We start from the raw sequence: 26864 nt of genomic DNA, 5'->3' as shown, positions 1-26864 counted from the left end.
GCAACGGAAGAACAATGCCACTCGCCATCGATAAGGGCTTCATCGCCGACCTCGCCAAAATGGAGAAACCCGTCGTCAAACGGGTCACCGAAGTCTTCGACGAGTTCGACGCCGCCACCCACACCGGGCTGCACCTGGAGAAGATCGCCAACGCACGAAACCCGCGGTTCCGGTCTATCCGCATCGACCAGGCCTGGCGCGGCATCGTGCTCGCCCCCGTTACCGGAGATGTGTACACGCTGCTGAAGGTCCTGCATCACGACGACGCCTACGCGTGGGCGCAGCGCAGCAATGTCTCGGTTAACTCCGCGACCGGCGGGATTGAGATCCGCGATGAAGCCGAACTCGACCGCCAAATCCCCGCAATGGCTGAGGCGGCCAAGGCAGCAGGCGCCCCGATCTTCGACCACATCAAGGACGGTGAGCTGACCAAGCTCGGCATCGATGAGAAGGTGCTCGCGTTCGCCCGAACCGTCACCGACGCCGCGCAACTCGACGCGGCGAAAGCCTTTCTGCCCGAGACACAGTGGGACGTGCTATTCGGCCTCGCAGCAGGGTTCACCCCCGAAGAAGTTTGGACCGACCTCGGCGCTCAGATTCTCAACGAGCCTGTCGACACCGAGGACATCGACGCAGCCATCCTGCGCAGCAATGAGCGCGTGATCCTCGTTTCCGGGCCCGATGAACTGATGGACGTGTTCGCGTACCCGTTCGCTACCTGGCGGGTGTATTTGCATCCCAGCCAGCGGACCGTCGTCAACGCCACCTACAAGGGGCCAGCACGCGTCACCGGCGGCCCCGGCACTGGCAAGACCGTCGTCGCGCTGCACCGGGCGAACATGCTCGCTAAGCGCGGCGAGGGGAAGGTCCTCGTCACCACCTTTACCTCCACGCTGTCCGAGACGCTGCAGGCCGGGCTCGACATGCTCGTCGACGACGACATCCAGAGCCGCATCGAGGTGTCGCACGTGGACCGGATTGCCCACCGCCTCTTCCGAAAGGCCCACGGTGCACCCTTGTTGCTCAGTCATGAAGACGAAAAGGCCTTATGGGCCGAACTGATCCAAACGCTAGGAGTCGTTTTCACTCCAGTATTTCTGTCGGAGGAATGGCGACAGGTAGTGCTGGCTCGCCGTATCACCTCGGCCGACGCGTATCTCGCAGCCAAACGAACGGGCCGCGGCCGAGCTCTCGGTTCCACGCAACGAGCCCAAGTTTGGCAAATTATCAATGAATTCGAACGAGCTCTCGCCACCCGCGGCTTTTGGACGCACGAGACCATCCGGCGAGAGGCCACACACCTTCTGGAGCATTCCTCGGACAAGCCGTTCCGACACGTCATCATTGACGAAGCACAAGACCTCAGCCCAGACCAGTGGCGTCTGCTCCGCGCCGCCGTTGCCGAAGCGCCCAACGACATCTTCATCGCCGGCGACACCCATCAACGGATCTACGACAACCGAGTCAGCCTCCGAGAAGTCGGGATCAACATCGCCGGCCGTTCATCACGGCTAAACATCAACTACCGCACCACCGCCGAGATTCTCGCGTGGAGCCTAGGACTGCTGCGCGGACAAGCCATCGACGACATGGAGGGCGGTCTGGACTCCATCGCGGGCTGCAGATCCCACGTCCACGGACAACCCCCCACACTGCAGAGTTGTATAGACGCCGACTCGGAAGCACGCGCGATCGCCGAGAACGTCAAGAAGTGGATCGCTGGCGGCGTCGCGCCGTCGGAGATTGGGGTCGCCGTCCGAGCGAAGTGGCTCACGGGGAAGATCCAACAAGCCCTGAAGGCATCGCGCATTCGGTCCGTCGATCTCGCCAAGGCAGCCGATCACGACGATGCCGTGCGTGTCGGCACGATGCACCGGATGAAAGGGCTGGAGTTCCGCTGCATCGCGGTCGCGGGCGTCAGCGCTAAACACGTTCCCGAAGTCAAAGCCGTGACTCCGATAGAAGAAGACAAGCACACCCACGAACAAGACCTCGAACGCGAGCGCTGTCTGCTGTTCGTTGCGTGCACCAGGGCTCGGGAAGAACTGTTTGTCACCTGGCATGGCGAACCCAGCCCGTTCCTAACCGCACTTGAGAAGAACTGAACAGGAGGCTTCAGTGACCCGCTTGTCCACGTTGCTCGACGAAATCGATTCCGGCATTGTGCTTCTGCCGGAATTCCAGCGCGGCTACGTCTGGAACCGTGACCAAGTCCGCGGTCTCATGCGGTCGCTGTACCGCGGATACCCGGTCGGTGGCCTGCTCCTGTGGGAGACCACATCGGAAGACGTCACCGTTCGTGGGGCATCAGGTGGAGGCGGCACGCGCCAACTGCTGCTCGACGGCCAGCAACGCGTTACGTCGATGTACGGAGTGGTCCGTGGGACCCCGCCACCCTTCTTCGAAGGCGACAAGAGCGCTTTCACTGGGCTGCACTTTAACGTTGAGACCGAGTCGTTCGAGTTCTACGCACCGAGCAAGATGACTGGCGACCCGACGTGGGTCGACGTCACCGAATTGTTCCGCAAGGGCCCGTTCGAGTACCTCACCGCCTTCCCACACGTCGAACGCGAGGTGCTCAACACCTATCTCGAGCGGCTAAACCGGATCAAAGAGATCGAGAACCGCAACTTCAACTCCGAGAAGATCACCGGCGCAGGCAAGACCGTCGACGAGGTCGTCGACATCTTCAACAAGGTCAACTCGGGTGGCACGAAGCTATCCAAAGGCGACCTTGCTTTGGCAAAGCTCTGCGCCGAGTGGCCTGATGCTCGAAAAGAACTCCGCGACAACCTCGATCGCTGGAAGAAAGCCGGATTCCGATTTTCGCTCGACTGGCTACTACGCAACGCAACAGCAGTCGCAACAGGTAGAGCATTGTTCTCATCGCTCTCCGACGTGCCGGCCTCCGATTTCCAATCGGCCCTCGGCAAGTCCGTGAACCACGTCGGCACCTTCCTCGATGCTGTGTCGGGACGCCTCGGCCTCGATCATGACCGAGTGCTCATGGGCCGTTACGCCACTCCCGTCGTCACCCGGCTGCTGCACGAAAACGGCGGCGGATTCACTGACAGTGCCCACCGGGACAAGGTGCTCTTCTGGTACGTGCACTCTGCGCTGTGGGGTCGATTCAGCGGTTCAACGGAGACCTTCCTTCAGCAGGACTATGACGCAGTCGAGCGAGGCGGCGTCGACGCTCTCATCGCCACTCTTGAGAGGGTGCGCGGCGGCAGGCTCACCGTCAGCCCGGACGACTTCGGGGGGTCTACCCGAGGGTCCCGCTTCTACCCCCTGCTGTACCTGCTGACTCGAGTCGACGGCGCACGCGACTTCGGCAGCGGCCTCGAGCTGCGCGCCGAACTACTGGGTAAGCTCACCTCCCTGCAAGTGCACCACATATTCCCGAAAGCACTGCTGCGCAAGCATGGATTCGACCGCAACGAGATCAACGCGATCGCGAACTTCTGCTTTTTAACTCAGGACACCAACATCAAGATTGGTATGCGCGATCCGGCGGAGTATCTGCCGGAGGTCCAGGCAAAGCATCCCGGTGTACTAGAATCCCAATGGATTCCGACCGATCCCGAGCTGTGGCGGGTTGAGCATTACTCGGACTTCCTGGCGGCGCGTCGCGAACTGTTGGCCGCATCGGCACAATCCTTCCTAGACAGCTTGCGTAACCCAGAGGCACCGCACGACGAAATGATCCTCGAACGTCTGCAGGTCGCTGACGAGGAGATCGACGATCCCCGCGCTGAACAGCTGCAGGCACTAATCGCGGAACTCAGACGGCGCGGATACGCCGAGCCGGAAGTCGACGCCGAGATTCCAGACCCCGACACCGGCGCTGTCCTCGCCGTGGCAGAAGCGTACTGGCCCAGGGGACTACAGGAGGAACTTGGAGATCCCGTCGTTCTCGAACTCGATCCTGACGATGCCAATCTGCCTCGCTTGGAAGAGCTGAAGATCAGAGTCTTTACATCGGTTGACGCGTTGTTGCGGTTTGTGGAGAACGAGAGCGTTACCGCTGCAGGCGAGTCGCAGGAGGCGGCTGTCGAGGTCGCCAGCGTGGCTCAGACAAGCGGTGCCGCTACCGCCTTCGGACAACGTATGAAAGCCATCTACGATCGTGGCCGCTCCGAGGCGGGATACACCGCGTCGTACTTCCTAAGCATGCTCTCCCAATACGGACCCCAAGAGACTGCCCACAAGCTGTTGGCGTCTCCCGCGGTCTCCGACGGTTTTGCCCAACTCTGGGAGCGAGGCCGGCTTGACCTCACCGTGGAGGCCCTGGTCATCGAACCGCAGTTCTCAGAGTTGTTCACCGACAACGAGATCACAGTCGCTAGGCGACGCCTGGAGCAGTTCGGCTATACGGCATGACGACGGTCGCCCGTAGGACCAGTGCATTCCAAAGAGCCTGTGGCCGTGTTGGATCCACGTTGAAGGGGCAGTGGTAGCGATGCCAGAAGGCATTCCAGACAATCTCCCCGCGCCGGTCGAAGACGGTGATGTGGAGGTTTCGCTTCAGCCAGGCGGTCTTGTCGTTTCCGGCGAACCAGAAGCTGTCGAGGCATACCTATCGCGGTTGCGAACGGTCGCTGGCAAGACCATGCAGGTAACAGGAATCAACCGGTCCTCGATCGCCAACGCCGCAGGCCTTCTGGCCGGGATGGCCGGAATACTCGCCGATACAGGGAAATACGTCCGGCTTCATCCCGACAGCGTCAACGCCTTGCGGGTTGGCAACTGGATTCCAGGGACAGACGGCTACTTCCGAATGATGACGCGTGGCGACAACGGGCTGTTCCTGCAGCAGCTGCAGTGGGCACCGAGCCAGATCACACCTCCGCAAATGCTTGCCGTGCAACTGATCGCGACACAGCTGGCGCTTAAGTCTGCGGTCGCCGACGTCGAGAAGGCTGTGCGGCGTGTCGAGGGCAAGGTCGAATCGGTCCTCAACATCGCCCAGGCGACTCGTGCGGGCGATGTTCTGGGCAACCACCTTTCGATCCGCCGGGCAACGGACTTCATCGAGAAGCACGGCGAGCTACCGGATGCGGACTGGGACGCACTGGCCGGCTTAGGACCAACGCTCAATGTGACGGTCGAGCAGCTCAGGAACCACGTGGCCAGGGTACTAGACTCGTTCGATCCAGAACTGCCTGTCCAGGAACGAGCCGCAAAGCTAGCCGCAGCAGTCGATGACAAGCAGTTCGGTGAAACCTTGAGCCTCCTGGTGGTTGCGGAGGATGCGCTATACCGCTGGCAACTACTACGCTTGAACCGCGTCGGTCAGAAAGAGCCACAACATAGACAACGGGTAATCGACGACCTCAACGAACTTCTCGCTCATCAACTGGCCGAGGACGGCAGGTTGTACCGCGAAGCCAAAAGCCTGTTGGATGAGTTCGCAAAACCGGCACCAATGGAAGGCTTTCGCTTTCAGAAGGTACGAGAGCTCGCTAAGTATCGGTCGACGCTTCGTGATGAACTAGATGGTTTTGCCGCGGCCCGGCGTCACCAGGTCGAGGAGTGGTCGAACGTCGAGACGCCTGGCGTTTTGGACGCCGCGGAAGCTGTCGTCGACGCTATCGCTGACTCAGCCCTGAAGGCTGTTGGCGCAGCCGGGCAGCGCCTTATTCGGATGGGGGAATACCTCGCCGAGAAAGCCCCGGCCGCCGCACCTGCATCCAGCGAGGAAGAGTCAGACGGCAAGGGACCAACAACGAACAGAGATCGAGACAAGTGACGTGCCAGTCCGACTACACACTCTCTCGACGCGTATCCCTGGCTGTGCCCTGACGGGCAAGTCATGAGCACCGCGAACCGTCCTCTGCCTCCGGCTGCGGAGGCAGCACACCGCATTCTCGCCGAAGGTGGTCCGCTCACCGCGACCGAGCTTCGCGACCGTCTGCGCAAGGAACATTTCGTCCTCGCACTCGATCGGGTGCTGCAGCTGTCGGATCGGTTCCCAGTCCGCTTTCAAATCGCTGCGGACGGCCGGCTGTCGATCGCGGCGGCGGATCGCGACGATCATGCCGAGACAGACGAATCAGAGCCAGAACCTGCGGATTGGTACGTCGCACGGCCGGACCGTGTTTCTATCGACCGTGTAGCCGTCCTGGACATCGAGACGACCGGGCTACACCGCGCGAGCGACTTCATCACCGAGATAGCGCTCGTCCGCATGGACGGCACGGTCTTGGTCGACCTCGCCGTCGAGCTACCCGACGGAATCGAACGACCGGTGTCTGCCGCAACCGAAACCGTCTCCCTCGACAACGCCCTACGCGCGTTGACGACGCAGCTGGGCGACATCGATCTTGTCATCGGCCACAATCTGCTCGCATTCGATCTTCCGTTCCTAGCGCAAGCCGCCAGCCGTGCCGGCGCCCCGTCAGTTCGCTTTCCCTTGAGTGCTGACAGCATTCATCTGTCATTGCTTGTGGACGTCGCAATGCCCAATCGCCAGCTCGCTGACCTCACTCTAGCTTTCGATATCGACAACGAAAGCCCACATCGAGCAGTTTCGGATGCCACTGCCACATCTGAAGTTATTCGAGCATTGCTGGCCTCAGTCGATGCGAGCGATCCAAGCTGGCAGCTCGCCATCGCTGCACTCGAAACCCACGATCACCCCCTCGCCAAGCTCCTCCCCCAGTTGGCCGACGCGCCGACGCTGTCAGCGCTGACCCGACCATCCGATCCCCTACTCGAGGCGACCGGGTCGCCGTCACCAGACGCCTGGTCGGCCGCGCGCGATGACTTTCCAGCCCTTCACCAACGGCATGGACTGCGTCCCCGCCCAGCCCAACAAGAAATGGCGCATGCTGTCGCAGAGGTCTTCGATCGCGGCGGTCGGCTAGCCGTTGAGGCTCCGACCGGAACCGGTAAGTCCCTCGCGTATCTGCTTCCCGCCCTCGGCCGTGCGTCGCAAGCAGGTCGCCCAGTCTTAGTCGCGACGGCAACGAAGGCACTCCAGAACCAACTTCGTGCCGATGCGACGCGCCTCCACGAGGATGGTCTGTTGCGCGCACCATTTCGACAGATCCAGGGCGTAGGCAACTACGTTTGCGCGCGCGAGCTTGAAATCGTGCTCACTGACACGGAGGCGTCCGGGCTTGCACTGGCCGTGGCCATTCGGGCGTTGGCTACATCACCGTCGGGCACGTGGGACGACGTCACGGATTACACGTTGCGCAGTACGGATGCTCGTTACGCAAGAACACGGGCTCGACTTCGTACCAACTCCGGGGGTTGCGATCGGAGAAATTGCGCGTGGGCGAACGTCTGCCCTCTTATGCAGCAGCTGGTAGGTCTCGAGAAGGCGCCTGGCGTCGTGTCGATCAACCACGCACTCATCGCGAGCTGGATAAAGCTCGAGCAGCAGGGTTCGCGAGCTCCAGGAGACGTGCTTGCCGAAGGTCGAGCCGATCTGGTTTTCGACGAGGCCCACGCCCTCGAAGACTCGTTGACCGCCGCCTGGACCGAACGCGTGGACGCCCTCGAGCTTGAGATCCTCGTGAACAGCTTGTCACCACGTTCCAGACTAATGAGAGAGATTCGGTCGAAGGCCCGCGCTGAGTCGGGCGTCATCGACGCACTCGAATCAATTGCGACGGTCGCCGCCGAGGTACGTTCAACCGCTACAGAACTCGCGGATGCAATCGATACCTACCTCCATGAATACGCCGGCAAAGCTGACGCCGTAGTACTGCAGACCGGGGTGGTCAACAACCGCCCGGAGTTCCGAACTCTGCGGCAAGCTTCATCGACCGTCCGCTACTGGTTGATTCAGCTCGCTAAAGCTGTCATTAGCCTTCGCGATTCGCTGTCGGAGATCAGCGGATTGAGATCAGCCAAGCAACGACTGCGGGGCTATTCCGAGCGGCTCGACAACGCTATCGCCCTCCTGGAAGCTATGGGGACTCTGCCCGACAGCCACCTTTGGGTTTACCGACTCGCTGCGGAAGAGGACGATCCTGCGGCGTGGACGTTTGAGCGCATGCCCATTCATGTCTTCCCTGAGTTCAAGCAAAGTGTGGTCGACCGCACTCACTCCTCGGTGCTCTGTTCTGCAACGCTGACCGTGGAACGCCGTTTCGATTACCTCGCCTCCCGCTTAGGCATCCGTATCAACCCGGATCCGGACGACGACGCGTTCCGGGCGCTGCTGTTGTCGTCACCGTTCGACTATCAGAATCAATCGGTCGTGGTGCTCACCAACCATCTTCCGGTGCCTGTGCCGGTCAACGAACGCGAGTTCTGCGAGGAGATGGCCGCGGACCAAGCCGGCTTCCTCTCGCTGTCTGGTGGAAAGACGTTGACGCTATTCGCTGCCCGTAAGCGCATGGAAGCGGTAGCGCACGGTGTCCGGACGAGAGAGGCAGAGCTTAAGGATCGCGGGGTTGAGCTTCTCGTCCAAGATGAACTCGGACGATCTCAGATATCTCATCGCTTCCGGACTGAGCCCGGCACGGTGCTCTACGGGCTCAAGTCGTACTGGGAGGGATTCGATGCCCCGGGCGACACGCTTTCGTACCTGTTCATTGAGAAGCCGCCCTACCCTCATCCCGACGACCCTCTCGTATCAGCACGGCAACGTGCCATAGCCGAGCGGGGTGGCGACCCGTTTCTCGACTACGTCCTGCCGATGACTGCCATGCTCTTCACTCAGGGCTTCGGCAGGTTGATTCGTTCCGAAACTGATAGAGGCGCAGCCTTTGTATGCGACCGGCGACTGCACGCACCAACGCAAGCCCAACGGGTAATCCTTGGCTCACTGCCTAATCCACTTATCCACGAAGCCGTCGACCGTGACGACGCGTGGACACGGGCTATCGAGTTCGTCACCGGCGAGCCGCCGAACCTGTCAGAGGCCCTTTCATTTGGTCGTGATGACGTTACGCAACTACTAGAGTCCCTGAGACTCGTCGAGGGTGAGGATCCCACTGCGAAGCTCGCCGAGGCGGCGGAGAAGCTTTTCGGGATTACTAAATTGCATCCAAAGCAGCTCGAAGTAATGCGGGCCATCGTCGACGGCAAAGACGTAATGGCTGTCTTGCCCACAGGATTCGGGAAGTCATTGTGTTTCCAACTGCCGGCGCTGCTTGCCCCGCAGGCTCGTGCGACGGTCGTCGTCTCGCCGCTCGTCGCGCTTATCAAAGATCAAGTCAACGAACTTCGCGGTCGACGGGGAATCCGACCAGTGCAGGGCATCACTGGCACCACCTCGCGAGCGATTCAAACTGAAATCTTGCGTGATACAGCCAACGGTCAAGTGCGCCTTCTCTATGTATCACCCGAGCGATTGGCGCGCGATCCAATCTTGCGTGGAGCCCTCGGTCGCCAGCAGCTCAACCGCGTCGTCGTCGATGAGGCACACTGCGTGTCCGTTTGGGGACACGACTTCCGCCCGGAGTTCCGGCAAGTCCCTGCGTCCGTTGCAGCGTTCCATACTCGACCGCCGCGAGCAGGCCTGACCGCGACAGCCACAACCGAGGTCGAAGCGGACATCACCACGGCGATGGATATGCAAGATCCCGTCGCCATCCGCGAGCCAAGCGACCGGCCTAATCTTCGCTTCCGCGTGGTGAGATGCGCGGACGAGCGAGATCGCGCACGGGAGTTGCTGCGGTTCGTGACCTGGGCAAGCGCCAAATCAGGAATCATCTATGTATCCAAACGTGCTCTGGCGGAGGAGATTGCCGCCCTGCTTCGTCGCGCTGGTCACGCTGCCCGGCCGTACCACGCGGGCATGGTTCCGGAACAACGCGACGCTGTTCAAGAAGACTTCGACTCCGATACGACAAAGATCATCGTCGCAACCAAAGCCTTCGGGATGGGTATCAACAAGCCCAATATCGGGTGGGTCGCGCACTACGACCTGCCAGATTCACTCGATGGCTATGCCCAAGAAGCTGGCCGCGCTGCCCGTGCGCGCGATATATCTGGTGACTGCGTGCTGCTGTATACCAACGCCGACCTCACCCGCCGCAGGCGACTTATCGAGGCTCACGGAACTAAGGCCGACGCGACCATCACCCAACAGCTGCTGGCCACCTTGTGGGACTGTCCTGAACGCGGCGATAGCCGAGTCTTTGATATCGACGAGATGGCCGACAAACTCGGCATCGACGACGACGAGATCAACGTGCACCTCGCTCAGCTCGAGCGCGTTCATGCAATCGAACAGGGATTGGACTGCTCGGCGCGAGGAATGGTCGATGTCGGTAGTCGAGAACCAGAGGCCGAAGACGAACGCCGCATGTTTCGCGAGTTCTTCTACAAGACCCACAGGGCTCGCCCCCATGTTCGAATCCAGCTTGACTTCCAACAGCTGAAGGATGAACACGGATACGATCCCGACAAACTGGAGCAGCAGCTTATTGATTGGTCGCTAGACCGTCTGGTCACCTTCTACAGCTCGCGTCGACTGCGCCGCGTTCGCACGCTTACGCGTGTCGCGCCTACACAGGCATTGGAACGCGAATCCGCCCGATGGAAGTGGTGGCAAAAGCGTCGTCTGCAGGCCATGATCGACTATGCCACGGCCGATTCACTCTGCCGTCGCGTAGCGGTCGGAGAACACTTCGGGGACGCAGTTCAGGATTGCAGGAGCAGGGATGTCGAGCCCTGTGACATATGCAGCGGCGAGCCAACCCCGTGGGCGGCGCTGGCGGACCACGTGGTGCCTGATCCTGAGCTGCTGGTGAATGTTGATCTCATTGCGCTGCAGGCTGTTGCATGGGCATCCGCTTTCCGTCGCGGGGCATATGGCGAAGCCAGCCTCAAGGCTGCGGTGCTTGGGCGAGAATCACTCGGCGAGGGTCGGCCGCTTGGCGCCGGCGTCCTTAGCTGCCCTCAGTTCGGTGCGCTGCGCCACGTACGCAACGGTGAGCGGCGCTGGGATGACGCAGTCAAGAAGCTCATCGACCAGGGATTGATTGAACGGCGCGCCGCAACACGCGAAGCCTCCCAAGCCACTTATCAGTCTCTCGCCCTCACGAACGTCGGCGCGAAAACCCTTGGCATCACGGAGCCTCAATGATCGAAAAGCGCATCACTCAGCAGCTGTTGGAGACTGGTCAACTCGCCCTCACCGAACGGGAATGTTCGGTGCTGGCTCTCCCAGAGCACAGCTCAAGCATTCACCTCGAACTCGAGGGCGAGCCATTTCTTGCCCAATGGAGCGGGCGCAGCCGACAACTCACCGGCGAGCTTCTCGGTGAGCGCCTTCAGGATTACGGCCAAGAGGGTGGCCTGTTGCGGTTGCGCCTCGTCGATCAGGTCTATCGGCTGCAGCTTCTGCCTCCCGGCACGCCCAGCCAGATCAGCATCGCAGCACCGCCACCTGCTCCTGTCGCCAAATCGAGCGGGGCCAAGGCTAAGCAACGCCGAGCGACCGTAGACCGCCAGTTCCACCCGGACACCGAATATGACTGGGGCGGTGGGTCTGATAAGACCATTGGCTTCCTCAGCAGTGCAAGGGAATTGCTTGCCGAACAACTGAAAGCTGCTGGGTTCGACACGCTCGACCTGGTCGAGCTACGCCTGCAGGGCGAAGAGCTGGCAACCCTAGACGATTTCGAGGAGCTCTTAGCGGTCGACGTGTCAAATGTCGACCGGATGCCTCACCAGGAAGCCGTGGCACGACACGCGTTGTCACGCCTACGGGGCCGCGCCGTCCTCGCTGACGAAGTTGGTCTGGGCAAGACCATCGAGGCGGGGCTCGCCATCAAAGAACTCGCGCTGAGAGGTCTCGCAAAGAGGGTGCTCATCTTGTGCCCGGCACCCTTGCGCGACCAGTGGCGCGAGGAGATGAGCACCAAGTTCGACATGAGTTTTGAGGTCGCCGCTCGCGGTCCTGAGATCCACCAGCAGGACAGGTTAATCCTGAGCTTGACATTGGGCCGAAGCAACGCAGAGAAGCTTACTAAGAAGCCGTGGGACATAGTCATCGTCGACGAGGCTCACCGCGCGGCCGGCTCTGGCGCGCGCAAGACTCGGGACCTCATAACGTCCCTGACAACTGCGTGCAGATACGCCTTCTTTCTGACCGCGACGCCGGTCCAGAATGACTTGCTGGAGCTCTACCGGCTGGTCGAGCTACTGCGACCCGGCACATTCAACTCGGTCACTGATTTCAAGCGCCAGTTCATGCGCGGCTACGACCCCCGCACGCCAAACGACCCCGCTGCCCTGCGGCGCCTCATCAGCAGCGTGATGATTCGCACCACGCGTGCGCAAGCGGGAGTCGACCGAGTGGTGCGTCGCGCCGTCGATGTCCCCATTACCCTCGGCTCTCGCGAGAGCGAACTCTACGCGCTTGCAACTCAATTGCTTCGCAACGTGATGCGTGAATCGGGCGACACGATGCGGCGCCGCAGTCTTGCATTACGACTGACCGCCAGCCCGTTCTCAATGGGAACCACAGCACTCAGAATGGCGGACCGCCATCCCGACGCCCGCGTGCGCGAAGTGCTGCACGAAGTTGGTCACCTTGCCATGGACATCAAGACGTCGGCCCGGGAAGACAAGGCACTCCAGATAACACGGGATTGGATGCGGGAGCACGGCCGTGTCCTGATTTTCACCCAGCACACGGACACGGTTACCGGGTTACTCCGGCGAATGGAGGCGGAAGGGCTCAACGCGCGATCGTTCCATGGCTCAATGTCTGCGGGCGAGCGTGCAGCGACGATCGCTGCGTTCAGATCGGGTGACGCGCCGATCATGGTCTCCACAGACGCCGGCGCCGAAGGTCAAAACCTGCAGTTCTGCAATTGCGTTCTGAATTACGACTTGCCCTGGAATCCGATGCGCATCGAGCAGCGCATCGGTCGCGTGGATCGCTTGACGCAGCCCAAAGACGAGGTGTTCGTCGCCAACCTCTACGCCCAGGGAACCATCGACGAAAGCGTCTTCCGGCTGCTAGCTGAAAAGCTCCGCATGTTCGAGCTGCTATTCGGGCAGGTCACAACGATTCTCGGTGAGCTCGACGACTCCAAAACTGCGAGCTTCGAAACACGTGTCATGGAGGCGCTATTCGCAGAAAACGACGTCAAAATGAATACCCTGCTTAGCAAACTGGGCACTGAGCTTGTCGATGCTCGCAAGAAGGCATCGACGCTCATTGCTGCAGACGCGGGCATGAGCAAGTGGATGGCGACCGGTTTCGAGCATCGCAAAGACCTTACGAAGGCGGGCAGCACTGAGCTGGCGCCCGAGGTCAGCGAGCGTGCACGGATGCGTCAGCGTCGGGTGCAGACTTGGGTGAGGAATGTTCTCCAAGCACTCGGCGCCGTCATCGTGCACGACACCGGCAGCGGCGACGGAGCATTCATCACTGCGAAGTTCGACGAGGAATTCGACCAGGAACTTGGCGGCCGGACCCTCATGCATTTGGCGTTCGACCGTTTCGGACTGGAACACCACCCAGACGCTGAACTATGCGCTGTCGGATCGCCGGTGTTCGATGAGCTGCTTGGCCTACTTCGTGTACGCGGGGACATGCACGCGACCGTTCCGGTGATCCCGGACGACATCGGACCTAGCCCCTATCGTCATGCGACCAGCATCCGACTGCTCCGCCGACGCCTCGTCCCTTCCGGCTCATGGAGTGGGCAAGCGACATTCCGGGCGACCGTCGGTGAAGCCGAGACGACAGAGCACCTCATTACGGCGGACATCAACGGGCACAACGAACGCCGACTTCCACGACGTCCACTCGAGGACGGCGAATCACTGCCGCCTGCATTCGAAACCGCTCCGAAAGTAATCGCTCACTTTGAACATGCAGCGATCGCCCAGCTCGAGGAGCTTCGTCGTGAACGCTCGAAGCTGGTGGAGAAAGAGCAAAGTCAAGAGCTCTCTCGAATCACCACAGGTTACAACGCCCAGATCGCCGAGGCAGTCGCCGAGGATCGGACGCGCCTGCAACGCGCTCTGCGCTCCGAGGAGTCGCGCCTCAGTCGGCGTCCTGACATACGCGCTAGAGCCAAGATCCTCGCGGTAACCCTCGACGAAGACGACTGGTTGGTCGAAGAGACTTGGGAGGGGCCCAGCGGCGGCGAAGCTACGTTGACCTACGAGTGGGGGACTACGGAACCCGTCACGGTGGAGAGCGACGTCTCCGGTCAGGCAATCCAGATACTTGCGCTCTGCTCCGCAATGCATTGGGTCGACGAATCGGAAGTAACCAAGTGCCAGTCGTGTGGCCGCTCATTGTGTGCGGGTTGCGGCGACGACGCGGTCTTCGCACCGTGCGCCGCATGTAAACAATCGAGCTGCGCTCAATGCCGCCGTGAGACAGGGGGACTCTGCCAAACCTGCGCCTCGCCGGAGCGCATGCCTGAACTGGATGACGAGTTCTCTATCGCTTGGAAGCTCAACGGAGGCAACGTCCTTCGAGTGGGCGAGCGAGTCGCTGAATTGGTCCGACCCGACTCAACTTCAGCGGTTGTTGTTGATAAGGCTGACGCTGCCGATCCCCAACGGGGCCGCCTGCGTGCGTATGCAAGACAGAATGGCCTGCCCTTGGACTGCGGCCTGGTTACCAGGGACCTAACCGGGCGCCGATTGCACGAGAGCAACACGCGCGCTCGGCTGCATAGCACCGAAAGGGTCTCGGTCGAATGGTCGATTGCTTCCAATGCCGGTCCGTCGATCGACACTAAGGCCCTAGCCGATCTTCCGAACTCGGCACCGCAGGTTCCTGTTACGTCCGAAGTGGAGTCCGGACTTGCTCATCTGCTGCAGAAGCTGCGCGGCGAGGTCACGCCCCCACCACGCCCAGCGGTGTTGATCACTCGCCGTTCGCATTTCGTGGACATCTATCTCGAAGCACATCAGATCGTGCAAGAGGAAGCCTCCATCAACGACGAAGGAGTTCCTCAGGTATCAAATGTGCGGCATGCCGGCATTCAGTGGCAGGCGCCATCGACTGACAGTCCTTCGATCGCCACGGCGGAACTCCCAGAACTTCGTGTGACCTTGGAACGCAGGAACGAGGCTGTTCTGGCCAGCGCTCAACACGGAAGCGAACAGGTCGGCATGTGGATCGCATGCCCGCATGGATTCACAACTGCCGAGCAGTTGGGCGCGTATGAATACCTCTCCGCGATCGGGATGCCTGGAGGAAGGCTCGGTAAGCGAAATGATGAGATTGTTCAAATCGTCGGCGACTTCCCGTCGCCGACGGAATGCACGCTGCAAGAGCGAAACATTCGCCCAGTCGCGAAGTTGGTCGAGCTGACCGCCGACGCAGAGATCGTCGCGGCGGACAACGCTTCGCTCTCGGCGCTGGGAGTTCATGCCAATCGGTCAGCAACACAGGGCATCTCATCACTGCCGAGCGAATTAGCCTCGGCGCTAATCACCCAGAGCACGCGTAGCTTCACTGCTGCGCTGTGCAACGGTTTGGAAGTTGCGGAGACCTGGCAAGGGCACGGCACCGCGACGCACGTCTTTCAGACATTCGACGGCTCACCGCTCGCTCCCCATGTCAAAGACCTCGGTATCCGGCAATCGGATTTCGGGGTGTGTCGGGACGGACATTTCTACGCCGCCGGAGCAGCGGCCCTGTGTTCGTCTTGTGACTCTTGGGCATGTCGCGCCTGTGACGACTTCGGCCAACTGGCCTCGCTGACATGTGGGGGTTGCTCACATCAGGTATGCCGACGATGCGCATCGACCAGCCACAAAGTATCCGCGGTTCGATGCCTCCTGTGTGGTGACCACGCTTGCACCGATTGCGGTCGGGACCCGCACGTCGCTGCATGCGCGATGTGCGAACGAGCCATGTGCATGTCCTGCCGAGTAGACGATCTTTGCCCGGCATGCGACGGGATGGCAGGGATCACCGACGAGCAGAAGGCAACGCTGCCTGAAGCTCTCGCGGCGCACGGGGCGATGATTCAAGCAGGTACGGACGGCCACGCGTCGGTCGTCCTCATCAACCGCGGACGTGCCTACGAACAAGCCATCATCCGCGATGGCGCTATAACCCGGTGGGTTGCGTTCGACCGCAGTCAGATCGACGACTCGTATCGCTTGCGATTGTCAGCAAGTCGCGCGCTGCAGACACAAGTCGTCCCGGCTGCCCAAACACTCCAGCCCGAGTCGACACGGACAGACCCCAGACTCATCGTCCACTCGAGACGCGAGTTCTGCTCGGTCTGGTCGGCTCCAGCGCTCGACGTCTCCGGAAGAAGCCCGAAATCTCATGGCTCTCCTTTGGACGACTTGGCTGCAGCTGTCGTAGAACTATTCCCGCCGTTATCGGACTGTCCTGAGGCGGCCCTCCAGACCCCGAATCGGCTTAAGTCCGTCCTGCACGCTCTGCACCAGCCCTCAATTACTCCGCTGATCATGCGCTGGGAGCGTTCGGGTTCCGAGGTTGCGATCACGCCTGACGGGATCAGCGAGATAACGATTGATGACTCAGATGAGCAGGAGGTCACCGCAGAGTGGGGTCCTGCCGAGTCGAGGCCACCATGGGTGACTGATGCATGGAATCCAGAACCCAAGGTTCGGAAGATGGCCACCGGCAAGGACACGGAAGCAGTCATCTGCAGCCTGGCGAACCTGGTCACCCTCGGTGTGCGCCGGCTCGAAGACGTTCATTGGTATCTAATTTCAACGTCCGAGCATGCGCCTGCCGCAACACTACTGTCGCGGCATATGGGCCTGGGCGATGCCGACGAGGTCGGTGTCTACACCGATCCGAATAAGGTCACTTTCTCTACCATTTCGAACGTCACAGGTGTTGCTCACCGTATCGAGCCGCGTGGACAGATCAAGACGGGCCCAAGGTCGGTCGCGGACGGCACGAGCGATGCCCTTGCAGCGTGGATCCCGGACCAAGCGGTCGTCATCCCTGAGTTCAGTGATCTACCACAACGGCTTCGAGGTCTGTTGCAGACGCTCATCCCGCCGACGCCGCGGAGTCGCCTGGATATTGGTGCATCAGTAACGCAGAGCACCACTGTTGGCGGCTATGAGTGGCGGTATGACGTCGTCCTCGCGCCTGGTCAGACTGACGCCCGCCGCGTCGACCAAATCACTAGGCAGGTACTCGATTGGGGCGGGATTGATCGGGAGGGGCATTTCGGATCAGTTGCCGCTCAATGCGGCTACTGCCAACAGCCCGTCTGCCCGGCCTGTGCTGATGGCATGGTCCTATGTGACTGCTGCGGTGTCGCCATCTGCAAGAGATGTGTACACACACCGGTTAGCGGAATGTGGCTCTGCCACGGGTGTTCATCGACGCGTCCGCCTACCCGTCAAGAAGCTCGCGAACACGGACGGCTCTTGTTCAAGCGTGGCATGCTCATCGGCGTCGATCCTTTACACACCGTCGTGGTCGAACACTCGAAGTCCCACTGGGAAATTCACGGCCCGGACGGCAAGAAGCGTCTGATCGCTAATCCGTCAGTGGCTCGATACCTCGACCAACGATTGGCGGAGATGGACTAACACTTGGTGTGGCGTTCGTCGAACCGCAAACTGTCCCGGCTGACTGTCAAGAGCAGTCCAGCTTAGGCAGGGGATCCGCGCTTCGCCGCTCGCCAGAGTGCAACGTCTATTCGTCTCAGCAGGCTCACCTGCGGAGGTGCGGCCTGGCAAGCCTCCGCGATTGCTTGGCGGCGTGCAGAATCCGATAACTCGTCATGCATAGTCACCCAAAAGAGGTTCTTGGGAGGTTGAAGATAGTTGCGGACCTCATTGTCGAGGATCGGAATCAGCTTAGGGCGTTTCGCCGCCATGAGCTTGCCCGCGACGACCCACTCTATGCCCGGCAAGGTGCGCAGCTCCGCGTGCAATCTATCGGCGGCGCTTCCTGCATTCACGTCGAACCGACTCACCTCCCAGAGGTTCTGCTCGCGCGGAATGTCTCTCAGAAGCGAGTTGAATCGCTCGCTCTCCGTGATCAGAAGCGACGCTGCAGCCTCGGTAGGCACCGTCACGCTGAGAGATTTGACAGCAAGTAAATCGGCGGGTTCAAAGCGGTCGGCGTCACTGATGGCCGAGAACTCTTCGAACCACCGCCCGGTGAAGGGCTGCTTACCTCCTCCGAAGTACCCGACAAGGTCACTGCGGACCTGATCCGCATTGTCGGAGAACCACTCAGCTAGGTCGAACCGAAACTTTGTCATCGAGTGTCCTCGTCACGAAGGACTGTCTCCGTGGCAACGATTCCAACCACGATTTCATTGCCGGCCGCCGGATCAACCGTGACATGCATACCGAGTTCGGTGATCCTCCCGTCGCGGGGATGCCATGCGCGATCAGGGTTAGTACGCCCGAGTATCGGATCCAGCGAGTCGATTGTCTGCTTCCAGAGGTTCACCCAGTTCCTGCGCCGACCGACCACGAAGGACAACTCGAGCCTGATGGGTCCTTCTGGGAGTTCGGTGGCGTCTGCAACGGCGGTATGAATCTGCTCTTTATAGGCAATCGTCGTCGCCGACGCGTTCGTCTTCGCGACCAATACTTCAGTCGCAGGCCGCTCAACCTCACGCGCCTCTTCGATTCGGACGAAAGACCGCTCGCCGTACTGCTTGGTGCACCAGACGGAGACCAACCGGGGATCCCTGAGGTGATACGCCAGGGGGTAGGCGAAGTTGTCGAGATCTGACATTCCAAGAAGGTTCCGATCAGGTGGCAACCCAACGTCGAGCCACAGCGCCCATTCACCGTCGATCCGTGCCTCAGAGAGAAGCGCCTCGGTGTCATCCAAATACGCCCGCAGCCGAACTTGATCTGGATCGTCTGCTTTATTCCACGACGCCAGACGCGGGGCAACCCTCAGAGCGAGGGGTTCGTTCTCGGGGCGGGCGTACCAGCGCATCGCCACAACGTAGCGCGGCGCACCGACGAGTCATCGGCCTTTCTTTGGCGGCCGCCCAAGCCCCTAAGCAGCCACCAACGTAATCGGAATCTGCGACTGCCCGGGCCGGGTGAACACGCAGTTGCCCTGCTGGATCTCGGTCACCGAACCGGTCAGGCTCTGGGTGTTCCACGTGAAGACCATGGCGCCCTTGGTCTTGGACCTGTCCGGGCACACCGGCACCTGCCCGATGACTCGCATCATCCAGGTATGTGCGCCTTGGTAGACCGCCTGCCCTGTGATCAGCGGCGAAGTCACATTCGCAAGGCAACCCGTCTCGATCACGTTGCACAGATTCGAGATGGTCCAGGTGTCGATGATCTCGTTCGGGCCCTTCACGGTGTAGCTGCCGCTCATCAGGTCGTCGGCCGCTGAAGCCGTCGGCGCCATCGCCAGCGCAACACCGCACACCACCGCAGCGACACAGCCAGCCCGCATGAGCAACCCCTTCCGAAGTCAACGGCTGTCACAGTATCCCGACAACCTGAAAACCTGCAGTACAAGACTCCGCAGCCAACCCGCCACACCGCCGAAGAACCCGCACTGTTCAGCACTTACATCGCCGCAGCCTCGGCTACCGTTAGCCGATCACCATGCCTGCAGACACCCAGCTCGCCGCCGCGCGCACCGCCTACGCAGACGGCGACTGGCGCACCGCCTACGACCACTACCTTCAGGCCCAAGAATCCGGCGAGCTCACCACCGACGATCTGTCCTCGTTCGGCCTGGCCGCCTGGCGCCTCGGCCACGGCCGGCACTCCATGCAGCTCTCTGAGCAGGCCTTCAACCGTCTCAACGCCGCCAACGACACCCACGGCGCCGCGATGAAAGCCGTCGAGGTCGCCCTGCAGTGGTTCAACGGCGGCGATCTCACCATCACCCGCGTCTGGATCAACCGCGCCCGCCGCCTGCACGACAAGCAACCCGACGACCGGGTCCTGGCCTACCTTCTCTATGTCGACTCTCTGGTCGCTATCGACGAGGGACGCAACGACGTCGCCAAAGACCTCGCCGAGCAGCTCCAGGACGTCACGGACCGACTGAACGATCCCGGCTTCAACGCCCTCTGCTTCACCGCCAGCGGCGTCACCATGCTGCCCTTCGCCCGCACCAGCGAAGCCTTCGCCCAACTCGACGAGGCGATGATGCCCGTCCTCGCCGACCAGGTCCCCGTCGACTGGGCCGGCGACATCTACTGCGCCGTCATCCACGAATGCCACCGCCTCGCCGACCTCACCCGCATGAAGACCTGGTTCGACGCCATGGAGGTCTGGCGCAAAGGCCCGAAAGTCACCGCCTCCTGGTACGGCACCACCTGCGAAGTCCACAAGATGGACCTACACAGCGCCACCAAGACCTTGACCGAGGTGGAGCAGAGGCTGATCGACGCGATCGCCGCGATGGGTGACTTCCCCGGCACCGTCGGCAAGGGCTACTACGAGCTCGGCGAGATCCGCCGCCGCAAGGGCGACATCGACGGCGCCCGCGAAGCCTTCGCGAAAGCCCGCGATCACAACAAAGATCCCCAGCCGGGTGAAGCCCTCTTACGGTGCCACCTCGGTGAGGCCGACGCCGCCGCGACCGACCTGCGCATGCGCATGGACGCCGAGCAGGACGAGATCAACCGCCTGCGACTGTTGCCCGCCGCCATCGAGATCGCGTTGGCCCGCAACAAGATCGATGACGCCGACCGCTACTGCGCCGAACTCGAAGCAGGCGCAGAGAAGTTCGACTCCCCCGGCTTCCGGGCCTGGGCCCGCCACGCCCGCGGCGCGGTGCTCGTCAAACAAGGCAAGGCCGCCGACGCCCTGCCCGTCCTCCAAGACGCCTTACGCCGCTACCGCAGCACCCAGTGCCGCTACGAGATGGCCCAGGTCTACGAGTGGATGTCGGTGGCCCGCAGCGACTCCGGGGATCCCGAGGGCGCTGCCGCAGAGAAGGCGAACGCCGCCGCCATCTATCAGCAGCTCGGCGTCGCACTCACCCACGCCGAGCCCATCGAAGCGCCTGGCGGCTTGACCAAGCGGGAACTCGAGGTCCTGATCGGCATCGCCGCGGGCCTGTCCAACCGCGACCTGGCCAAGAAGCTGTTCATCAGCGAGAAGACCGCCGCCCGGCACCTGGCCAACATCTACATCAAGCTCGGCGTCTCCAGCCGCACCGCAGCAGCTGCCTGGGCGCACGAAAACAAGGTGCTGCACGGCGCGTCTACATAATTTGCACCATGCCCTGCCTGCGGAAACGCACATTTCTGTCGATGATGTAGCGCGCCCGCGCGCCATAACGTCATCAGCATGATCAACGCCACCGCCGCCAAGCTCGCCCTCGCCACTCTCGCCGCCCCGGTTCTGACCGCCCTCGCGGTCGGCCTGGCCGGCCACGCCGCCGCCGAAACCCCCGAGACCGACGGCGGCACCGCCACCGCCAGCCAAGCCGTCGGCCAGCTGCGCGACCAGGGCGCGCACGTCGTCATCAACAAAGACGGCAACATGCCGCTCAACAAGTGCTCGGTGATCTCGGTGCACCAGGACCGCCACGAGCATCACGGCGGCCAGCAGCGCGACGCCTTCGAAACCGCCAAGGTCGACGTGTTCTGCCACGCCGGATAGTCCGTGAGACACCGCTGGCTAGCGCTGGGTGTGCTCAGCCTGGGCGTGCTGCTGATCGGAGTCGACGGCACCGTCCTGGCGGTGGCGGCACCGGTCTTCGGCAGGGATCTTGGCATGACCGCCACCGAGATCATGTGGATCGGGGACATCTACTCCTTCGTGCTCGCCGGGCTGCTCGTCACCATGGGTAGCCTCGGCGACCGGATCGGGCACAAGAAGCTATTGCTCATCAGCGCAACGGCTTTCGCGCTGGCGTCGGTGGCGGCGGCGTGTGCGACGACGGCCGGGATGTTGATCGCGGCCCGCGCACTGTTGGGCGTCGCCGGGGCGAGCCTAGCTCCGTCGACCCTGGCCCTGATCCGGGGTCTGTTTCCGAACGGACAGGAACGTGCTGTCGCCGTGGGTATTTGGGCCTCGGTCTTCTCGGCGGGCACCGCGCTGGGCCCCGTCATCGGCGGGCTGTTCCTGGAGCACTTCTGGTGGGGCTCGGTGTTCCTGATCAACGTGCCGGTGGTCGTCGTCCTGGTGGTGGGCGGCTGGGCGCTGCTGCCCGAATTGCGCAACCCGACCCCGGGACCGTGGGATCCGCTCGGTGCCGCCCTGTCGCTGATCGGGATTCTCGGCGTGGTCTACGCCGCCAAGCAGGGCGCCGCCCATGGACTGCACTCCGACATCGTCGTCTCGGGACTGCTGGGTGCGACCGCACTGACGTTGTTCGTGCGACGGCAGCTTAAGTCACCGCATCCGCTGATCGACGTCCGCCTGTTCGCCAACCGCGGGTTCACCGGCGTGATCACCGCGAACATGTTGTCGATCCTCGGCCTGTCCGGCGTGCTGTTCTTCCTGTCGCAGTTCTTCCAGCTGGTGCATGACTACAGCCCGCTGCAAGCCGGGCTCGCCGAACTGCCCGCCGCGCTGGCGGCGACCGCGTTCGGCGTGCTGGCCGGTGTCGCCGTGCGGTACCGGTCACCGCGCATGGTGCTGGCGACCTCGTTGGCGTTGATCGGTGCGGCGCTGGCATCGCTGACGTTGATCAGCCCGACCACCCCGTACTGGCCGCTCGGAATCGCGTTGTTCGCCATCGGCGCCGGACTCGGGATGGCCTTCACCGTCGCCAACGACGTCATCATCACCAGCGTGCCACCCGAGCGGGCCGGCGCCGCGGCGGGTGTGTCGGAGACGGCCTACGAGTTGGGCATGGCGCTCGGTATCGCACTGCTGGGCAGCGTGATCGCCGCTGTGTACCGCGGGCTGGACCGGCCAGCCGGCATCCACGACGACGTCGTGGCGCACGCCGAACAATCGTTGGCTGCCGCCCACCGAGCAGCCGCGACCCTGGGCGGCGATAAAGCGCACGCCCTGCTGACCGCCGCCCAATCAGCGTTCACCGACGGACTCGCCGTCGCCGCGGGGATCGGTTCGGTCCTGCTGCTCGCGTCGGCGGTGGCGGTCTGGATGCTGCTCAAGCCGCCGCCCGATAGCCCGCGTGTCCCCTATGGTTGCTCTGACTTCGAGGAAGGCCCGGTGCCGCAATGACCGTTGACTCCACCGACGAGGAACTGCGGCATTCGGGATATGAACCCGAACTGAAACGCACCCTCGGCTCGTTCCAGGTGTTCGCGATCTCGTTCGCGTTCATCTCTGTGGTGGTCGGGATCTTCGCCACCTACGGTGCGGTGCTGAATTATTCGGGGCCGGTCGGGATCTGGTTGTGGATCATCGCCGCGGTGGGCCAGACGCTCGTCGCGCTGGTGGTGGCGCAATTCGCCGCCCGGATCGCGCTGAGTGGCTCGTCCTATCAGTGGGCGTCGCGGCTCGCGAACCCGAAAGTCGGTTGGCTGTTCGGCTGGCTGACGTTCTGGTTCCTGGCGATCGCGGTCGCGGCGATGGACAACGCACTGGCCAGCCAAGCGCTGATGCCGCTGTTCGGGATGGCGCCCGACGAGGATGTCGCCCGGCTGATCACGTTGGCGGTGTTGCTGACTCAGACGATTCTCGTCATCGCCTCCACCCGCCTGCTCGGCGTGGTCACCTCCGGCGCGGTCGGTCTGGAGCTGGTGATTCTGGCGGTACTGGTGGTCGGCCTCGGTGCGGTGATGGTGTTCTCCGGCACCGGCACCACCGCCAATCTGGTCTCCCGCGGTGTCGCGGCCGACGCACCCAACTACTTCGCGATCGGCGGGCCGCTGATGGCCGGCATGATCATGGGCTTGGTGACATTGGTCGGCTTCGACTCCGCGGCGAATCTCGCTGAGGAGGCCAAGGATCCGTTCCGCAGCGTGCCGCGCGCGATCGTCTCGTCGGTGATCGCCTCGGCGACGTTGGGTCTGGTGTTCGTCATCATCCTGACGTTGGCGATCAAGGACATCACCGAAGTGAGCACCAGCGGTTCACCGGTGGCGACGATCATCCACGATCAGCTCGGTCCGGTGATGGAGCGAGTCCTGTTGACCGGCATTGCCTTTGCCATGTTCGGCGCAGGCATGGTGATGATCGCGGCCTGCTCGCGCCAAGCGTTCGCCATGGCGCGCGACTCACGATTCCCCGGCCACACGGTGCTACGCCGGGTGAGCCCGCGCACTCAGACGCCGGTTGCCGCGACGATCCTGATCTTCGTGATCGGCGTGGTCCTGATGCTCACGCTGCGCGGTGCGGCCCTGCTGCAGCTGATCGTCGCGTCGACGATCCTGCCTGCGTTGATCTACGGCGGCATCGTGGTGCTCTACCTCTGCGTGCGCAAGCGCCTCGAACGCAAGGAGGGCGGTTTCAGCCTGGGCCGGTTCGAGCTGCCGGTGGCTTACACCGCGCTGGTATGGGTGGCCTTCTCGGTCTTCGCGCTCGTATCCCCCAGTGAGGCAAGGATTCCCGGTCTGATCGTGCTGGGCCTGATCGCAGTCGGCGGGCTGTACTTCGTCACGCTGCTGCTGACCAACCGCTCGGCGCTGGATACCGAACCTGGTGAGCCGGGCGCGTTCTGATTCTTTGCTCTTGCGCAATTGCACGACGCGGCGTAGTACTAACCGCAGAGCGAAAAAGTCCATTTGGGGGACAGGGGTGGCGGTCATGCGAAAATCTGTTTGCTACATGGCATTCGGGTTGATCATCGGGACCGGACCCGCGAGCCTCATATCGGCGACACCCGCCTCCGCGGACTGCACCAATGCCGGCGCGGCCACCGTCTGTGCGCAAGGTGAGGTGCGCGGCGGCGGCCCCACCGCACCGATTGCCGGGCCCGCGTATCCGGGCTACTGCGCCGATCCGTGGTACTGCGACGACGCCTGGGGCATCGACCTCGATCTCAGCCCGCGACCGAACCCACCGGCACCGCCTCCCCGCCCCCGGCCTCCGCGGCCCGGGCCGCGGAACTGACCATGCCCCGTCAAACCCTCATCGTTAGGAGCAGTCGAATGTTGGTCCGCAACATGATCAGCGCCGGAATCATCGCAGGCGCAATGCTGATCGGGAGCGCGGCAACCGCCGCCGCCGACGAGCCGAACTGTACGGCGGGTGACCTCACCCAGGTCCTGTCCGGAGTCAACGCCGGCATGTCGGTGTACCTGTTCACCCACCCCGACGTCAACGCGTTCTTCACCGGACTGAAGGGCAAGTCTCGGGACGAGATGCGTACCGCTGTCTCCGACTATCTGCAGGCGAATCCCGAGGTTCGCGACCAGATCAAGGCTGTTCGCCAACCGGCCGCCGACTTCCGAGCCCGCTGCGACGCACCGATGCCCGACGAGATGGGGCCGATGGGCTAGCAGCCCTACTCGGGTTGGCGCCCACCTCTGAGCGACAACAACGACATACCAAAGCTGTTGTCGCTCAGAGGCGGACAGTACGCCCCTAGTGGCTAGCCCGCCGACTCCCGGCGGTGCCCTTCTTCTTTCCCGCGTTTCCGGCCTTCGCCGCCGGCGCCTTACTGCTCGTACCGCCGGTCGCCTGCGCCCCGCCGATGCGGAAGTTGTTGATCGCGATACCCGGGTTCGTCTTGGTGACGGTCTGGCCGTTGGCGAAGATGGTGCCGGCCAACGCCAGCGGTCCGGGTCCGGCGTTGACGGTGTTGGTGCCGCCGAGGAAGTTGAATCCGGCGGTGAGGTTGCCGCCGGCGCCTCCGACGGTCACCTGGTTGTTGCTGCTCAACGTATTGATCGCCAGGTTGTAGTTACTGCCCGCGCCACCGACGGTCAACGTGTTGTTGCTGCCGACGATGTTGTACACCGCGTTCTGGTATCCGCCCTGCGATTCGACCTGGTTGCCGTTGCCGCCCAGCAGATTGAACGCCGTGTTGTAAATCCCGTTGGTGACTGTCACGGCATTTCCGGTGCCGAACCAGTTCTGCGCCAGGTTGCCGTTGCCACCCGTCGTCGTCACAGTGTTGTTGCTGCCGAACAGGTTTCGAACGGTGTTCGCGTAGCCGCCGGTGACCATGATGGTGTTGCCGTTGCCGAAGATGTTGCGGCCCCAGTTGGCGTAGCCACCGGTTGTCATGACGGTGTTGTTGCTGCCGAACAGGCTGGTCGCGGTGTTCACCAGGCTGCCGACCGTCACGACGGTGTTGTTGTCGCCGAGCAGGTTGGTCGCCCAGTTCCAGATCCCACCCTGCGCCGACACGGTGGTGTTACTGCCGAACAGGTTGGTGGCCAGGTTGATGATCGAGCTGTTCGCCGCGTCACCGGATTCGACGAGGTTATCGCGGCCACCCACATTGGTCGCGATGTTGAAGAAGCCGTGCGAGGTGACCTTCATGGTGTCGGCCGCAGTTCCTCTGCCGAACAAATTCAGCGCGATGTTCCCGGCGCCACCGGTGCCGCCCGCCGTCACGAGGCTGCCGTTCGCCGCCGTGTTCAGCGGCGTCACGTTCAGCGCGATGTTGAGACCGAAATTGGCGAACTGGCCCGAGCCCTGTGTGACGGCGGCGCCGTTCGGTCCCAGCTGGGTGGCGATGCCGAACAGTCCGTTGGCGGTGGCGACCGATCCGTCGCCGGCTGCCGTGGCGAAGGTGAACGCGTCACCGGTGGTCGCGGCGGAATTGGTCCCGAGAGCGAACGCGCCGCCGAACAACCCGCTGGCATGCGCGGTGGCGCCGCTACCGACCGCGATCGCGATGCTCAGCGGCGTGCTGGAGCAGTCGGCACTGTTTCCCAGACCGAAGAACGACGCACAGCTGGCGTTGGCCTTGGGAGCCGACCCCAGCGCGGCGCCGGCAAGTAGTGCACTCGCGGCGGCACCGGCGGCGAGGACGCCGGTGACCGTGTAACGAGTCTTTGCGGTGGTAATCATGATAAATCCCCGATCAAGCCAAGAGTGCCGTTGGCGGATTTGCTATGCGGCAGCAATGAGTATGGCTCAACCGTCCGCGT

The 26864-nt window shown here is 62.5% G+C and carries 15 protein-coding genes; 11 read left to right on the top strand and 4 right to left on the bottom strand.

Features of this window, described 5'->3' with window-relative positions:
• Positions 1-14 precede the first annotated feature (14 nt).
• The 5 genes from AB4879_RS21600 (at position 15) to AB4879_RS21580 (ending at position 17481) form a co-directional block, all read left to right on the top strand.
• Complete coding sequence (locus AB4879_RS21600) at positions 15-2105, top strand: UvrD-helicase domain-containing protein (RefSeq protein WP_370509206.1); 2091 nt, start codon at positions 15-17, stop codon at positions 2103-2105.
• 13 nt (positions 2106-2118) lie between these two features.
• Positions 2119-4383, top strand: a complete 2265-nt coding sequence (locus AB4879_RS21595; RefSeq protein WP_370509205.1) for a DUF262 domain-containing protein — start codon at positions 2119-2121, stop codon at positions 4381-4383.
• 79 nt (positions 4384-4462) lie between these two features.
• A complete protein-coding gene (locus tag AB4879_RS21590; protein WP_370509204.1) occupies positions 4463-5752 on the top strand; it encodes a hypothetical protein in 1290 nt (429 codons plus the stop codon).
• Positions 5753-5815: 63 nt separating this feature from the next.
• Positions 5816-11053 (top strand): RecQ family ATP-dependent DNA helicase, encoded by a 5238-nt coding sequence (locus tag AB4879_RS21585; protein ID WP_370509203.1) that lies wholly within the window; start codon positions 5816-5818, stop codon positions 11051-11053.
• On the top strand, positions 11050-17481 hold the full coding sequence (locus AB4879_RS21580) for a helicase-related protein (protein WP_370509202.1): 6432 nt from the start codon (positions 11050-11052) through the stop codon (positions 17479-17481). Before AB4879_RS21585 ends, AB4879_RS21580 begins: the two co-directional genes overlap by 4 nt.
• Positions 17482-17543: 62 nt before the next feature.
• Here the strand turns inward: AB4879_RS21580 and AB4879_RS21575 are convergent, their stop codons facing one another.
• The 3 genes from AB4879_RS21575 to AB4879_RS21565 form a co-directional block, all read right to left on the bottom strand.
• Positions 17544-18161, bottom strand: coding sequence for a DUF6308 family protein (locus AB4879_RS21575; protein WP_370509201.1), 618 nt, complete (start codon positions 18159-18161; stop codon positions 17544-17546).
• Positions 18158-18856 carry a hypothetical protein gene (locus AB4879_RS21570; protein WP_370509200.1) on the bottom strand — a complete coding sequence of 233 codons (699 nt, stop codon included), beginning with the start codon at positions 18854-18856 and terminating at the stop codon, positions 18158-18160. The genes AB4879_RS21575 and AB4879_RS21570 overlap by 4 nt, the downstream gene beginning before the upstream one ends.
• 63 nt (positions 18857-18919) lie before the next feature.
• On the bottom strand, positions 18920-19333 hold the full coding sequence (locus AB4879_RS21565; protein ID WP_370509199.1) for a hypothetical protein: 414 nt from the start codon (positions 19331-19333) through the stop codon (positions 18920-18922).
• A 155-nt stretch (positions 19334-19488) separates the two neighbouring features.
• Here AB4879_RS21565 and AB4879_RS21560 point away from each other — a divergent pair, with 155 nt between their 5' ends.
• The 6 genes from AB4879_RS21560 to AB4879_RS21535 all read left to right on the top strand — a co-directional run bounded on the left by AB4879_RS21560 (position 19489) and on the right by AB4879_RS21535 (position 25262).
• Positions 19489-21111, top strand: coding sequence for a LuxR C-terminal-related transcriptional regulator (locus AB4879_RS21560; RefSeq protein WP_370509198.1), 1623 nt, complete (start codon positions 19489-19491; stop codon positions 21109-21111).
• Between the two features lie 78 nt (positions 21112-21189).
• The gene (locus AB4879_RS21555) at positions 21190-21504 is read left to right on the top strand and encodes a hypothetical protein (RefSeq protein ID WP_370509197.1); all 315 of its coding nucleotides are present in this window, start codon (positions 21190-21192) and stop codon (positions 21502-21504) included.
• A gap of 3 nt (positions 21505-21507) precedes the next feature.
• Positions 21508-23040 (top strand): MFS transporter, encoded by a 1533-nt coding sequence (locus AB4879_RS21550; RefSeq protein WP_370509196.1) that lies wholly within the window; start codon positions 21508-21510, stop codon positions 23038-23040.
• The gene (locus AB4879_RS21545) at positions 23037-24482 is read left to right on the top strand and encodes an APC family permease (protein WP_370509195.1); all 1446 of its coding nucleotides are present in this window, start codon (positions 23037-23039) and stop codon (positions 24480-24482) included. Before AB4879_RS21550 ends, AB4879_RS21545 begins: the two co-directional genes overlap by 4 nt.
• A gap of 85 nt (positions 24483-24567) precedes the next feature.
• Positions 24568-24873 (top strand): hypothetical protein, encoded by a 306-nt coding sequence (locus AB4879_RS21540; RefSeq protein ID WP_370509194.1) that lies wholly within the window; start codon positions 24568-24570, stop codon positions 24871-24873.
• A gap of 38 nt (positions 24874-24911) precedes the next feature.
• Positions 24912-25262 carry a heme-binding protein gene (locus AB4879_RS21535; protein ID WP_102809240.1) on the top strand — a complete coding sequence of 117 codons (351 nt, stop codon included), beginning with the start codon at positions 24912-24914 and terminating at the stop codon, positions 25260-25262.
• Positions 25263-25347: 85 nt separating this feature from the next.
• Here AB4879_RS21535 and AB4879_RS21530 read toward each other — a convergent pair whose 3' ends face one another.
• Complete coding sequence (locus tag AB4879_RS21530; protein WP_370509193.1) at positions 25348-26784, bottom strand: beta strand repeat-containing protein; 1437 nt, start codon at positions 26782-26784, stop codon at positions 25348-25350.
• Positions 26785-26864: the final 80 nt, after the last annotated feature.

Origin of the sequence: Mycobacterium sp. SA01 (assembly GCF_041287105.1) — a bacterium.
Taxonomy (GTDB): Bacteria; Actinomycetota; Actinomycetes; order Mycobacteriales; family Mycobacteriaceae; genus Mycobacterium.
Note: the sequence above shows the minus strand (reverse complement) of the source record. Positions and strands in the feature narration are given on the sequence as shown.

Bases quoted from the DNA above. Each gene is read 5' to 3' on its own strand.
- AB4879_RS21540 (WP_370509194.1), top strand. From the start codon at position 24,568: ATGCGAAAATCTGTTTGCTACATGGCATTCGGGTTGATCATCGGGACC.
- AB4879_RS21580 (WP_370509202.1), top strand. From the start codon at position 11,050: ATGATCGAAAAGCGCATCACTCAGCAGCTGTTGGAGACTGGTCAACTC.
- AB4879_RS21555 (WP_370509197.1), top strand. From the start codon at position 21,190: ATGATCAACGCCACCGCCGCCAAGCTCGCCCTCGCCACTCTCGCCGCC.
- AB4879_RS21590 (WP_370509204.1), top strand. From the start codon at position 4,463: ATGCCAGAAGGCATTCCAGACAATCTCCCCGCGCCGGTCGAAGACGGT.
- AB4879_RS21545 (WP_370509195.1), top strand. From the start codon at position 23,037: ATGACCGTTGACTCCACCGACGAGGAACTGCGGCATTCGGGATATGAA.
- AB4879_RS21530 (WP_370509193.1), bottom strand. From the start codon at position 26,784: ATGATTACCACCGCAAAGACTCGTTACACGGTCACCGGCGTCCTCGCC.
- AB4879_RS21535 (WP_102809240.1), top strand. From the start codon at position 24,912: ATGTTGGTCCGCAACATGATCAGCGCCGGAATCATCGCAGGCGCAATG.
- AB4879_RS21565 (WP_370509199.1), bottom strand. From the start codon at position 19,333: ATGCGGGCTGGCTGTGTCGCTGCGGTGGTGTGCGGTGTTGCGCTGGCG.
- AB4879_RS21560 (WP_370509198.1), top strand. From the start codon at position 19,489: ATGCCTGCAGACACCCAGCTCGCCGCCGCGCGCACCGCCTACGCAGAC.
- AB4879_RS21570 (WP_370509200.1), bottom strand. From the start codon at position 18,856: ATGCGCTGGTACGCCCGCCCCGAGAACGAACCCCTCGCTCTGAGGGTT.
- AB4879_RS21600 (WP_370509206.1), top strand. From the start codon at position 15: ATGCCACTCGCCATCGATAAGGGCTTCATCGCCGACCTCGCCAAAATG.
- AB4879_RS21575 (WP_370509201.1), bottom strand. From the start codon at position 18,161: ATGACAAAGTTTCGGTTCGACCTAGCTGAGTGGTTCTCCGACAATGCG.
- AB4879_RS21585 (WP_370509203.1), top strand. From the start codon at position 5,816: ATGAGCACCGCGAACCGTCCTCTGCCTCCGGCTGCGGAGGCAGCACAC.